We start from the raw sequence: 12,678 nt of genomic DNA, 5'->3' as shown, positions 1-12,678 counted from the left end.
CTAGATTAATCCTTTTTTCTTTAAAAAAGCAATTGCAGTTTCTCTGGGTTCCGAGCCATTGTTTTCTACATTATAATTCATTTCAGCCATTTCTTTATCAGTCAGAATACCCTGCACCATTTCAAATATATCTGCCAGATCCGGATTCTCTTCCAGTACTTCCATGCGGACAACGTTTCCGCACTGATAAGAGGGATAAAAAGTTTTATCATCTTTCAGCACAATGATATCAGAGACACTGTATTGTCCGTCTGTTGTAAAAATCGGCATTACATCGATTTTCTTTTCATTGATCGCCTGGTATTTTAAACCGATATCCAAATCAACGGTATTTTTAAAATCCATTCCGTAGGCAGCACATAGCGGGGTGTATCCGTCTTCCCTTTCATAGAAATCGTATTCCGCACCGAAGGTCAATTCAGATGATATGTCTTTTAGATCGGAGATATTTTTTAAGTTATATTTGTCAGCGATGTCCTTTCTTACGGCAAGTGCATAGCTGTTTGCAAATCCATACATACCCGTCCATTGCAGTCCATACCCGGACTCATACCCGGACTGTAACTGCCCGAACATATCTTCCGTGTACAGTTCATTTCTTTTGAGCACCATGTTCCATCCTGTTCCGGTATATTCCGGATAGATATCGAACTCGCCTTTTTCCATTGCAGGCTGGATATTTGAGGTTCCTCCGCCTACACCCTGGGTAATTTCTACATTTAAATCTGTATAATCTTCAATCAGAATGCCCAGCATTTCGCCAAGGATATATTGTTCTGTCATTGGTTTTGTAGCAATATGTAGCGTTTCTTTTTTTGATTTGTGGAAGAAAGCAGCGGCAGCAAAAACAACCAGGATGAGAATAGCGCCGCCTATGATCACCGATATTTTTTTCCTGTTTTTATTTTTTCGTTTCCTTTGCAGCAGTTTTTCAATCAGCCCCAGTATAAAATCAGATAACAGGGCGATCAGAGCGATGAGAAGGCTTCCTGTCATTGTCATTGCAGCATTGTTCGTCGTGATTCCTCTGTAAATGGCAACACCCAGACCTCCGGCACCAATGAAGGAAGCGATACCTGCTAAAGCGATTGTCATAATTACCATATTTCGGATGCCGGACATAATTACCGGAAGCGCTAATGGCAGTTTAATCTTAAATAAAATCTGCCTGTCTGTGCTGCCCATCCCTCTTGCAGCTTCAATAATATTTTCATCTACATTGGTGATTCCTGTATAAGTGTTTCTCACCATCGGCATTAATGCGTAAAAGGTAAGTGCAATCACGGCAGTTATGTTTCCGATGCCCGAAAAGGGTATCAGGAATCCCAGCATAGAAATGGATGGAATGGTGTACAGAAAGTTGATAATGCCAAGTACGGGCTTAGACGATCGTCGGAATTCACTAACCAGAATACCAAGGATCCCTCCGAATAGAATTGCAATTACGATAGAGATAATAGAAATTTTCAAGTGTTCCAGGCATAGATTAATGAAAAATGCACTTCGTTGCGTTAGTAAAATCCAAATATCCATTAACATATTTTCGTTCTCCTTTTAATGGCTTTTACGGGACAGGTTTCATAGCATAATCCGCAGTGCAGGCAATGCTGCTGCTGTATCATATATTTGCTTTTCGAATCAATACAATGCTGCGGGCAGTTCTCGGCACAAATGCCGCAGGAAATACATTCCCCGGTAATTTCAAATCCTTTCGTAATAGAGTCCATGTTTCCAAAAGAATCATATTCTCTGTATACAGGAGTTGAGCTTATATCAAAGTATTCTATGGAACCGCTGTTTATGCAAAATGGTTCTAAGATATATCTGGCTTCCCCGGGATAAACGTCATTCATTATGGGATTATTTTTAAATATTTTATCAATCCAGAGCTTCTGCTCTGACAGATGTTTTGCTTTGCCGCTTAAGCGGATCATCTGATAATTCTTCGTCATTCCCACTACCGCAACCATATTGTTCTCCAGTAATTCTGCGTAAAAATCTTTCCCCCTGGCGGTACAAAAATATAAGGATTGATTTTCAACAAGCATAACATCAATAATTCTTGCCTGGGGCATTCCGTCGCTGCTGACAGTTGACATCGATACACTTTTAATTTCCCTAAGTATGTTGAGATATTTGTTTTCCATAGGTATTCCTCCCTAGAGCGAGTTTTAAAATTCATTCCTGCCATCTGCACGCCCCACTTTGCGGCATATTTGCCCCGGATTCAGGTTGCGTAGCCCGCTACGCGCCCTTCATCCGGGACAAATCTACCACAAACTGTGACGCACATCTGTCAGAAAGCAATTTACAAACACGCTCTTGTCTTGACTTCTTGTTTTATAAGTAATATATTAAAGGCATACAGCGATTAGCGCAAGTAGGCACAATAAAGTGCTTAAGGTGCCAAAAAGAAACTAATGGAGGAAATCATATGGAAACACATAAATTACCGGAATGTCCGGTTGAAACAACCCTAAGCTTAATCAGTAACAGATGGAAAGTTTTGATTATTCGTGATCTGTTAACAGGCAAGAAAAGGTTTGGAGAACTGAAAAATTCGATTGGGAACATTTCACAAAAAGTGCTGACTTCTAATCTAAAGGATATGAAGGAGGCGGGATTGATTACCAGAACGGTATATGCGGAAGTACCGCCCCGTGTGGAATATGAATTGACAGAGACGGGATTGAGTTTGAATACAGTTTTGGAGGCAATGGTTGTTTGGGGAAAGGAATATAAGAAGAAACAAATTTAGCGCCCAGCCTGACAAACGCAATATTTAAACTTTATAGGCTGCTGGCAGGGGTGAATTTTCAAGTAAGCAGCAGCATCTTTATAATTTCCTTAAAAATAGCTGTTACCATAGCAGTAACAAATTAAAAGAGTTACAACGCTATGGAACGGACACTGTTCAAACCGGCTGCAGCCGGCAGACCGTTTTATGTTGTCAATTATGTAAAATGGAGGAAGTTATAAATGTATGAGTATATCATAAAAACCAATCATGTTTCTAAAAAGTTTAAAAAGACGTATGCAATAAAAGATTTATCGATGTGTGTAAGAAAAAATTCTGTCTACGGTTTATTAGGACCTAATGGTGCCGGTAAATCAACATTGCTGAAGATGATCACAGGAATTACCAGATCGACTTCAGGAGAAATATTATTCAACAATCATCCCTGGTCCCGTAAAGATTTATTGAATATTGGTTCATTAATCGAATCACCACCGTTGTATGAGAATTTAACGGCATTTGAAAACTTAAAAGTGAGGGCGACTCTTTTGGGGATTGGGGCAGAAAAATGTACTGAAGTATTGCAAAAAATGGACTTAGCGGATACGAAAAATAAAAAGATATCCGATTTTTCGCTGGGAATGAAACAGAGACTGGGTATAGCATTAGCGCTGCTTAATAACCCCCAATTATTAGTCTTGGATGAACCTACTAACGGATTAGACCCTTTTGGCATAGAAGAATTAAGGATCATGATCCGAACATTTGCGGAGTCTGGGATTTCTGTAATTATATCCAGTCATATTTTAAGCGAAATACAACAGGTTGCCGATGATATAGGGATCATATACAATGGATCGCTTCTTTACCAGGACAAAGTTGAAGCAGATGAAGATCTGGAACAATTGTTTATGGATATTGTCAGAAGGGAGCGTGCATAATGATGCTGCGAACATATTTAGAAGCAGAAAACTTGAAATTTAAACGCTCTTTATTTAGAAAACTTATTATATTTATACCAATAGCTTTAATTTTAATATCCATGATATTTATATATTTAAATATTGGTTTAGGTGGCTTTTCAAGCTCTATCGTTTGCAATTGGTGCATGCCTGTTGCATCTTTGTCCATTGTGATTTTATGTCATTTAGTTAATCATAAGGATCAAAAACACAAATACCGTACGCTTTATAGTTTGCCCATTAACTTGAAGAAGACATTTATTGCTAAAACAATTCTAATAGCGCTGAATCTTTTGATGATATCATTATTGCTATCGTTTATCGCCATAATCTCTGAAGTCATATGGTCAGGTGTTTCAACTGCGATTGGTTTTGCCGGTTTTTATGTTTTAGGATACTTCTTATTGTGTCTCTCTTTATTATGGCAGATTCCGTTCTGTTTATTTTTAGATCAGAAAGTCGGATTTGTTGGATCTGTGATAATAAATTTGTTTGCCAGTGCGTTAGGCGGTCTGTTTTTTTCCTTGACGCCGTTGTTTTGGGTTTTCCCATATAGCTGGCCTGCCAGGTTTATGGTTACTTTATTTGGAGTTTTGCCAAGCGGATTATTGGTTGGTGCAGATTCACGATTATTATTAAATTCAGGACAAAATTTGCTGCTGGTATTGATAAGCTTGTTTGCTATGTTAGTTTTTTCAATCTTGTTTGCCCGCTGGTATGGAAAGCAGGTGTACCGCAAATGACTATTATAAGGGAGTTTTTATCTAACTTTACCAAAATCAGACGAACTCCGGTTGTTCTATTGCATTTGTTACTGCCTGTTGTGGTTACAACATTATTTTTGGTTTATTACGCTTCTGCCGGTTACCATATTATTTCGGATGCGAGATTGTTTTTCGTGGTATTACAAATATGTTATCCGATTTTTGTTAGTATTGCTGCACCAATTTTAATTAATCTCGACAGGAATATAAACGGTATTCAAAATGCTCTGGGTTTAGTGAAGTCCCGAAGAAGCGTATATTTGGGAAAATTGTTCTTTTTACTGTTTTTTTCAGCCATAAGTGTGATCATATATGAACTTTGTTTCTATATTGGAGTCAATTTTTTTCTGGATATAAGTGTAATGAACTTTGGTTCATATCTTGCCATATTTTGTATTATATTAAATAACAGTTTATTATTATATTTATTACACGTACCTATTGCATTTCGTTTTGGTTCAAGTATTTCTGTTTTGCTGGGGATTTCTGGTACGATTTTAGCGGGTTTCTTTGAAAATCCCATTGGTGATAAAATCTGGCCGTTCATTCCCTGGGAATGGGGTGTTCGGTATTTGAAAAATTATTTTGGATTTTCAAGTGAACTTATTTTTCATGGAATTATTTCTCAGATTATTATTACTTCGATGATTCTGATTTTGACATTACTATGGTATAGTAAATGGGAAGGTAAAGTTATACAAGAGTAAAACTAGGAGGATAGACTATGGCGAAACTGTTAGTGGTCGATGATGACCTTGATATGCTGGCACTGGTACGCACCGCCCTGGAAAGGGACGGGCACCAGGTAGACACCGAAACGGATCCCGCTACCGTGCAGCCTGCCAGGTGTCAGCTGTATAACCTTTTGCTGTTGGATGTGATGATGCCCGGAGAGGATGGATTTTCTCTTTGCAGCCGCATCCGTGCCGAGGTGGATTGTCCCATATTGTTCCTGACTGCCAGGACGGAAGATGCGGCCCTTGTGCAGGGCTTTGGCCTGGGCGCTGATGATTATATTAAAAAACCATTCAGGATCGCGGAGCTGTGCGCACGGGTAAATGCCCATCTGCGGCGGGAGGTACGCCAGCCCAGCCGCACCCTGAACCGGGGTGGTGTTCGCTTTGATATGCAGGCAAAGGGGGCCATCGCGGGTGAACATACACTGCCTTTTACCAAGGGCGAATACGCCATCTGTGAGCACCTTGCACTGCATGCCGGTCAGGTGTTTACCAAAGAACAATTATACGAAGCCGTTTTCGGTTTTGACGCGGAAGGCGATTCGTCGGCCATTGCGGAGCACATCAAAAATATCCGTGCCAAGCTGAAAGCCGACGGCTTAAGTCCTATAGAAACTGTTTGGGGGGTGGGCTACAAATGGCGAAAAGACAGCGTTCTGTAGGCCTTTCTTTTGTGCTTTTGCGCTTTGCAGTAGTTATGTCCGGCTGTATGCTGTTATGCTGTATGGTATGGTCTTTTTGCCTGGTGAGGTTTCAAAACACCGGCATTGTTTACCGGGGAGTTGTCCCGAACCAGCAGGTGGAGCAGATGCTGGACGGAGAGCCAGAAACATTTGTTTCTCCCGGTGACGATTTCCTGCCTGAGTATGCTTTGTTTGATCCAAATGGCAAAGTGCTGGAAAGCAACGTAGAGGGAAAGAAGCTGGAAACCCTTGCCGGAATTTTTCAGGAGGATGCCTACAGCCTTTATGTTTCCCGGCACACCAACGCGGATGTTTCGCGGTACACTTACGCAGATGGAAGCACCATAATCTTTCGCTGGCATTACAGGGCAGAGTTTACCAATCCTGTGCTGCGTGACATGCTGCCACCCTTTGAATACCTGTGGCTGGCCACCTTTGGAGCGGCATTGGTGCTCTGCCTGTTATTTAATACTCTGTGGCTCCGCCGGCGCCTCGCAGCCAAGCTGAAGCTGTTCAGTGAGGTAAGCGAGAAGATCGGCGCCCAGGAACTGGATTTCACAATTCCTCACGCAGGCATCCGCGAGTATGACCAGGCGCTTGGCGCCATGGAGCATATGCGGGAGGCATTGTACAGCGCCCTGTCTTCCCAGTGGGCGGCACAGCAGGAACGTGAGGCAGAAATAGCAGCACTTGCGCATGATTTAAAAACCCCGCTCACCCTGGTGGGAGGCAATGCCGAACTTCTGCTGGGTGAAGAACTGCCTGGCAGCAGCCGCAAAATGGTGGAAACAATTATGGCAGGCAACGACAGGGCCAGGCAGTATGTTGCCAGCCTGCTGGAAACCGCCGCCGGTGGTGATGAGGCATTTGAAAACACCAGCCTGTCTGCCATGTTTGACGAGCTGGGCAACAGAACAATGGCTTTTGCAGAAACAAAGAGGGTTTGCCTGCAAACCCATAACGGCCTGGAGGGTACTGTGAGCATTCAGAGAGACCATTTACTTCGTGCCCTCGGCAATGTGGTGCAGAATGCAATTGAGTATACCCCCGCAGGAGGAAATGTGTATCTGGAAAGCAGCATGGCAGAGGGGGGCTGGCAGGTCACTGTGCGTGACGAAGGTCCTGGCTTTAGTAAATCGGCATTACACCATGCAACAGAGCGCCTGTGGCGTGGAGATGCAGCGCGTGGCACCGATGGACACAATGGACTTGGACTTTGGTTTGCAGCGGAAGTAGTAAAAGCTCACGCTGGACAACTGGAACTGGGAAACTGTGAATCTGGCGGGGTGGTTACGGTCAGGTTCTGTTAAGCCGCCGAAAGAAAGTTTACAACTTGGTAACATCCCCATGTTATATTTCCATTAAAAGCAGGAACATCTGCGATATGAAAGGGGGATAAAAATGGCAGCAATACTAATTGTCGAAGATGAGTTAGCGATAAATGAATTAGTACGCAGAAATCTGCAGCTTGTGGGGCACACGTGTGTGACGGCATTTGATGGAGAGGAAGCAGTCCGGGAGCTTGGGCAGAATCATTTTGATCTGTTAATCCTGGATATTATGCTGCCCGGGCTGGACGGATATGAAGTATACCGGGAATCAAAGGGAACACCTACTATATTTCTCACTGCCAGAACCGGTTTATCGGATCGGGTGAAAGGTTTAAAAATGGGGGCGGATGACTATATTACCAAACCGTTTCAAATGCTGGAGCTTCTGGCGCGGGTGGAGGCGGTTCTGCGCAGGACATTAAAACAGAATACCGGGTATTCGGTTGGTAAAGTCAGAATAGATTTTGAAAGCCATCAGGTATTTTTAAATGACCTGCTTATGGATTGTACGCCAAAGGAGTATGACCTGCTGGAAACGTTGGTTACGAACCGAAATATTGCTCTATCCAGGGAAAAACTTCTGGAGCTTGTCTGGGGGTATGATTTTGAAGGGGATACCAGGACGGTGGATGTACATATACAGAAACTGCGGAAGAAACTGGAACTGGAGGATTATATAAAAACAGTATATAAGATGGGATATCGTCTGGAGGTCACGAAATGAAAAAACGGGCCTTTTTTACCACGCTTATTTTGTTCTTATTCTTTTTATACGCCGGAATAACCGTAATGTCAGCAATCATATTTAAAGATAAGGTTGGGGTTATAAAAGAACGATGCCTGGCGGAGCATTACGTGATTGTTTCTTCTATATTAAAAGATTTTCAGGCTCTGGACAGCAGAGGGGTAGAGATTGGGGGCTCGATGGAGAGCTTAATGCATCCGTATTCCTATCTGGCAAAAGGTAACGGCATGGGTCTTGCAGTGTATAAAAAGGTAAACCTGGTTTATACCAATATGGCGCAGGAAGTTCTGGAGGATATAAATACTGATTCTTATAAGGAAGGACAGCGCTATGTATCCATCAAAGGAAATGAGGAGCCGTCTGTTTATGTGGCGGGTCTGCTTCCGGCACCTTTTGAGGACTATGCCCTGGTATACCGCTATAATATAGAAGAGACCATAACTTCCTGGAACCGGTTAAAGAATACGCTGTATATGGCGGGAACGGTTTTATCCATATGTCTGGCATTCTGCCTGCTGATTTTGCTAAATCAGATTTTCCGCCCTCTGAAGCAGATTTCGGAGGCATCCATGGGGATTGCGGCAGGAGAGTATGAAAAACGGCTTCCGGTCTCCGGCAATGATGAATTGGCATATATGTCACAGAGCTTTAACCACATGGCAATGGAAATACAAAAACAAATAGCTGACCTGAATGAATCGGCAAGGCAGAAACAACAGTTTATAGATAATTTTGCCCATGAACTGCGCACTCCCTTAACAGCAATTTATGGGTATGCGGAGTATATACAAAAAGCGGTAATTTCAGAAGAAGACAGAATCATGTCCTGCGGTTATATCATGTCTGAAAGCAAAAGAATGGAGAACATGGCGTACCAGCTGCTGGACCTGGCGATGATGCGGAACAATGAAATCAAAAAAGAAAAGATAGAAGTGAAATCATTGCTGGATGCTGTAAGCAATACCACTTTGCGTAAGGCTGTCGAAAAAGAGATTACGGTTAACTACAGCTGTCAAATGGATTGTATTACCGGAAATGCAGAACTTCTGGAAAGTCTGCTGGTGAACCTGATTGACAATGCCATCAAAGCAAGCAATCCGAAGTCTTGGATAGAGGTAAAAGCTTATCAGGAAGATAATGTAAAAGTTTTATCCGTCCGGGATTATGGAAAAGGTATGACAGAGAGACAGCTGCAGCATGTAAAAGAAGCTTTTTATCGGGCAGATAAGTCCAGAAGCCGCAAGGAAGGCGGAGCCGGATTGGGACTATCGATCTGTGAACAAATTTCCCAGCTTCATAATGCACATCTTCAATTCGCATCCGGTCTTATGGAAGGGACCGAGGTAAAAGTAATGTTTACAACTCTGTAACAAGTTCATTACAAGTTTATAATCTCCGGAGTCTAAGATAGGAAATGTGATCACAAATACGAATAAAAAGGCAGGCATGCCAGAAGCAAAGGGGTAAATATGGATAATAGAAAAGGTAAAAGAACAGGCAGCAGAACAGATAAAAGAACAGATAAAAAGATATATAGCAGAAGAGATACTGCAGCAAATAACAGAAGAAATAAAAAGAGTGATAAAAATGAATTTCCCAGGATTATCGCTGGTGCATTTGCAGCAATTGGCGTATGTGCATTTTTATTTGGGGGTGTGAGCGATGCTGTTATGGCAGCAGAATTGGGGAAAACAGCGACTGTTTCCACCAGCTATCTGTTGAAAGAAGAAACGGCAGAGAAAAAAGAAGAAACGGCAGAGGCAAAAGAAGGAACGGCAGAGGCAAAAGAAGGAACTGAAAGCAAGGGAGCAAAGAAAGTAGACGCAGCCATCGAAGCAGAAGAAGAAATCCAGGAAGCTGATGCTGTGATAAATGGAGAAGTGCAGGAAAATAAATATGTGAAGGGAACTTATAAAGTGGTTTCTGATCCTCTGACGAAGGACAGCATTCCAACTGAGAAGGATCTGAAACAGGATGTAGCAGCTGAGACAGGGGCTAAAATGCTGTGGGAGCTTTATGGATTAAAGATGAACGGGGCGACCATCTATATGTCATATAATGCCGGTACGGAAACATTTCCAAGGGCATTCTGGAGCGGGGATGTGCGTCTGGGGGATACCCGCTCACCGGAAGATACCTGCTACTCTTTTATGGTCGATGCCGTAACGGGGGAACGCTTTAATGCAGGTTTTTCACGCACTCTGGATAAGAAAGTGTCACTGGATTTTGACCAGAAACTAATGGATAATCCCGGCGAGTATACGCAACTGGCAAAAGAACTGGCAGAAAAGCTGGATATTGTGAATGGGAAAGCAGCATCTTCGGAATATGGCTGTCAGGGTTATTCCAATAATGATCCTGATATCACTATTGAAGTGACCGGGATAAACGGAGAAAGAGCACTATTATCTTTTTCCAGATATGATCAGAAATTTAAAGGTGTCATCTATGATGCCAGCCTTAAGATTTCTGAGCCGGCTGAAAAAGCATCTGCGCTGAAGGCTTCGGAAAAGGCATTGGAAACTTTGGAATCAATGCCGGAGGCAGAGTATGCGGAGGCAGAAAATTCCTATCTGATACCATCGGCGGGGGAGGAATAGATTACTAAAAAGAATTCTGAATATGGGAAAATGATATAGGAAGCAGAGCGCAAAAGTAAGATTTGCGCTCTGCTTTTTACACTTTTGCGGGACTAATGAGGTTTATGACTTTTATTTTAAATAGCTGTTTGTAAATGTACGAATGTTCAAGCAGATAAATTTTCCGTGATGATTGGAATCAAAATCGATACCTGAAATTCTCTGTCTTTCAGTTGGATTGAGCATAATCCATTGTGATTTTTAATAATTTTTTTGACGGATGAGATACCAATGCCATATTCATTCCGTTTGGAAGAAAGAAAATGGTCATGTTTCTTATATAATTTTCCAGCATAAGAGTTATAAACAATCAAATGGAATTGTTCATTCGTAAACTTTCCCTGGAGGCAGATTGAGCGTTGTTCTTGTTCTATCTGACGGCAGCAGGCTTCAACAGCATTTTCTAAAAGATTTGAAAGAATGATACACAATTCAAAATCCGGAAAAGGAAAATCTTCCGGTAGGGAAAGGGCAACTTTAAAAGATATCTGTGCACTGCTGGCTTTTTGTACATAATACCGGATAACGGCATCAGCTGTTAAATTATTACAGTATGTGAAAGGTACCGTTTGCAAAGCCGGCTGTTTTTCATATTGGTTTAGATAATTTTTGATACTCTGTATATTACCCGAATCCAGCAATGTACGGAAAGTTCGCAGATTATGGCGCAGATCATGCTTTACAGCCCGGACTTCCTCGATTTTTTCCTGCAGTTGATTGAAATGTTCATGCTGCATAGAGAGCTGCTGCTCCATATGGTGCTGTTTCTCTTCAAGAAGTATCCGATACTTATAGGAGTCGAATATTTCAGACCATAATAAAAATCCCAGGCTTAAAATCAATGCGGCACCGCCCCATTCAGAGAAATATCCCCCATATACAGGTTCATACGCTGGCAGGATACGGTCTGCCAGAAGAGAAACGGCATAGAATAAAGTTCCGGATAAAATAAACCATTCCTGCAGAAGTTGTCGGTACATTGCGGCCATTACGATTACAACTAAATAACATGCTGTTAGCCATTTATTGATGGAAAACAGATAAGACCATGCTTTTAATGCAGTAAGATTCCAATAAGGCATGAAGACACCGCATACCAGAGAAAGAATACAAAGCATGATGCATGCAGCTACAGAGATTACGGCAGCTATTCTGTTTGTTTTACAGAGCTTATTCTGAAGGAACACAATAAACAAAAACATAGAAAAATAACAGAAACGCTCTATTGTATACCAAGGCTGGATAGCGGTAAGCAAAAAGGTATGGATAAGTGGGTAAACGGTATAACCGCTCAATGCCAGGCAAAGTGCAGAAAATACCAGGGCATATCTGTGATGAACCCGAACTCCAAGAAAAAATGAAAGGAACAGGCAGCCAATGGAAATTAGAAATACAGCAATGCGAATACAAAGCTGTACGTCCTGCCTGAAGTTGACTGAAAACGGATCACCAAATGCGGGGGGATAGACCAGTCCGCTAAAGTAATATGAATAATCGGTAACAGCCAGAATAATCTGTACACTGCCTTCACCATTGAAAGAATAAATTTTGTTTTGCAGACCTGGTGCATATAGGCCGGCATCCGGATTTCCTATCTGGGCAATCAGGGTATTATTTATATATAAACGATATGCAGAATAAACTTCCGGAATTTCCAGGGCGTAAACGTGTTGAGGCGACGGCAGATTAATAGTAAGCCGATATGTGGCACTTCCATGAGGAGAACGGACTGGATTGCCTGTTTCAAAACCTCCATATTGCCCGATAGATATGTATTGGCGGTAACGGTCCGGAGGACCCTCTGTAAAATCAGACGGAGATAATAATACACCCGGATAGAATTCCCATTCATGAGTAAGGAATCGAAGATCTTTCTCAGGAAAAAAATCTTCAGTAAGATTCAAAACTCCATTAACTGGCTGGAGTGCAGTATTAGTATACTTATTATCTTTGTAATATAAAATATGAAAAAGTAATACAGCCGATAATACAGTAACAAGTATTATAACGATCAATTTTAGTTGTTTTCTATAGGACTTATTTATTAAAGATGTAATTAGTCTAGTCTGCATTTTGAATC

At 41.8% G+C, this 12,678-nt stretch carries 13 protein-coding genes; 10 read left to right on the top strand and 3 right to left on the bottom strand.

Annotated elements, in window-relative coordinates; translation table 11 throughout:
• Together QR40_RS22925 and QR40_RS22920 are read right to left on the bottom strand one after the other, a co-directional pair.
• Complete coding sequence (locus QR40_RS22925; protein WP_027292265.1) at positions 1-1,539, bottom strand: ABC transporter permease/substrate-binding protein; 1,539 nt, start codon at positions 1,537-1,539, stop codon at positions 1-3.
• Positions 1,533-2,147 (bottom strand): pyridoxamine 5'-phosphate oxidase family protein, encoded by a 615-nt coding sequence (locus QR40_RS22920; protein WP_044296914.1) that lies wholly within the window; start codon positions 2,145-2,147, stop codon positions 1,533-1,535. Before QR40_RS22920 ends, QR40_RS22925 begins: the two co-directional genes overlap by 7 nt.
• 29 nt (positions 2,148-2,176) lie before the next feature.
• Here QR40_RS22920 and QR40_RS33310 point away from each other — a divergent pair, with 29 nt between their 5' ends.
• From QR40_RS33310 to QR40_RS30220, 10 genes are all read left to right on the top strand, one after another.
• On the top strand, positions 2,177-2,350 hold the full coding sequence (locus tag QR40_RS33310; RefSeq protein WP_334291801.1) for a DUF6783 domain-containing protein: 174 nt from the start codon (positions 2,177-2,179) through the stop codon (positions 2,348-2,350).
• Positions 2,351-2,434: 84 nt separating this feature from the next.
• Entirely contained in the window at positions 2,435-2,758 is a 324-nt protein-coding gene (locus tag QR40_RS22915) for a winged helix-turn-helix transcriptional regulator (protein WP_044296913.1), read from the top strand.
• 221 nt (positions 2,759-2,979) lie between these two features.
• A complete protein-coding gene (locus tag QR40_RS22910; RefSeq protein ID WP_027292262.1) occupies positions 2,980-3,678 on the top strand; it encodes a lantibiotic protection ABC transporter ATP-binding protein in 699 nt (232 codons plus the stop codon).
• A complete protein-coding gene (locus tag QR40_RS22905) occupies positions 3,678-4,442 on the top strand; it encodes a lantibiotic immunity ABC transporter MutE/EpiE family permease subunit (protein ID WP_242858576.1) in 765 nt (254 codons plus the stop codon). The genes QR40_RS22910 and QR40_RS22905 overlap by 1 nt, the downstream gene beginning before the upstream one ends.
• Complete coding sequence (locus QR40_RS22900) at positions 4,439-5,170, top strand: lantibiotic immunity ABC transporter MutG family permease subunit (RefSeq protein WP_044296912.1); 732 nt, start codon at positions 4,439-4,441, stop codon at positions 5,168-5,170. Before QR40_RS22905 ends, QR40_RS22900 begins: the two co-directional genes overlap by 4 nt.
• Positions 5,171-5,187: 17 nt before the next feature.
• Positions 5,188-5,862: a response regulator transcription factor gene (locus QR40_RS22895; RefSeq protein WP_044296911.1), complete on the top strand. Its 675-nt coding sequence runs from the start codon at positions 5,188-5,190 to the stop codon at positions 5,860-5,862.
• Positions 5,838-7,193, top strand: coding sequence for a sensor histidine kinase (locus QR40_RS22890; RefSeq protein ID WP_044296909.1), 1,356 nt, complete (start codon positions 5,838-5,840; stop codon positions 7,191-7,193). Before QR40_RS22895 ends, QR40_RS22890 begins: the two co-directional genes overlap by 25 nt.
• Positions 7,194-7,284: 91 nt before the next feature.
• Positions 7,285-7,938, top strand: a complete 654-nt coding sequence (locus QR40_RS22885; protein ID WP_027292257.1) for a response regulator transcription factor — start codon at positions 7,285-7,287, stop codon at positions 7,936-7,938.
• Entirely contained in the window at positions 7,935-9,329 is a 1,395-nt protein-coding gene (locus QR40_RS22880) for a sensor histidine kinase (protein WP_044296908.1), read from the top strand. Before QR40_RS22885 ends, QR40_RS22880 begins: the two co-directional genes overlap by 4 nt.
• Positions 9,330-9,428: 99 nt before the next feature.
• Positions 9,429-10,559, top strand: a complete 1,131-nt coding sequence (locus tag QR40_RS30220; protein WP_052431010.1) for a hypothetical protein — start codon at positions 9,429-9,431, stop codon at positions 10,557-10,559.
• Between the two features lie 146 nt (positions 10,560-10,705).
• Here QR40_RS30220 and QR40_RS22870 read toward each other — a convergent pair whose 3' ends face one another.
• The gene (locus tag QR40_RS22870; protein ID WP_027292255.1) at positions 10,706-12,670 is read right to left on the bottom strand and encodes a sensor histidine kinase; all 1,965 of its coding nucleotides are present in this window, start codon (positions 12,668-12,670) and stop codon (positions 10,706-10,708) included.
• Positions 12,671-12,678: the final 8 nt, after the last annotated feature.

Source organism: Robinsoniella peoriensis (assembly GCF_000797495.1).
Taxonomy (GTDB): domain Bacteria; phylum Bacillota; class Clostridia; order Lachnospirales; family Lachnospiraceae; genus Robinsoniella; species Robinsoniella peoriensis.
This window is presented reverse-complemented; position numbering and strand designations above follow the sequence as displayed.

Coding starts and splice junctions, on each gene's coding strand:
- QR40_RS22905 (WP_242858576.1), top strand. CDS start 3,678: ATGATGCTGCGAACATATTTAGAAGCAGAAAACTTGAAATTTAAACGC.
- QR40_RS22885 (WP_027292257.1), top strand. CDS start 7,285: ATGGCAGCAATACTAATTGTCGAAGATGAGTTAGCGATAAATGAATTA.
- QR40_RS22910 (WP_027292262.1), top strand. CDS start 2,980: ATGTATGAGTATATCATAAAAACCAATCATGTTTCTAAAAAGTTTAAA.
- QR40_RS30220 (WP_052431010.1), top strand. CDS start 9,429: ATGGATAATAGAAAAGGTAAAAGAACAGGCAGCAGAACAGATAAAAGA.
- QR40_RS22880 (WP_044296908.1), top strand. CDS start 7,935: ATGAAAAAACGGGCCTTTTTTACCACGCTTATTTTGTTCTTATTCTTT.
- QR40_RS22900 (WP_044296912.1), top strand. CDS start 4,439: ATGACTATTATAAGGGAGTTTTTATCTAACTTTACCAAAATCAGACGA.
- QR40_RS22890 (WP_044296909.1), top strand. CDS start 5,838: ATGGCGAAAAGACAGCGTTCTGTAGGCCTTTCTTTTGTGCTTTTGCGC.
- QR40_RS22915 (WP_044296913.1), top strand. CDS start 2,435: ATGGAAACACATAAATTACCGGAATGTCCGGTTGAAACAACCCTAAGC.
- QR40_RS22920 (WP_044296914.1), bottom strand. CDS start 2,147: ATGGAAAACAAATATCTCAACATACTTAGGGAAATTAAAAGTGTATCG.
- QR40_RS22895 (WP_044296911.1), top strand. CDS start 5,188: ATGGCGAAACTGTTAGTGGTCGATGATGACCTTGATATGCTGGCACTG.
- QR40_RS22925 (WP_027292265.1), bottom strand. CDS start 1,539: ATGTTAATGGATATTTGGATTTTACTAACGCAACGAAGTGCATTTTTC.
- QR40_RS22870 (WP_027292255.1), bottom strand. CDS start 12,670: ATGCAGACTAGACTAATTACATCTTTAATAAATAAGTCCTATAGAAAA.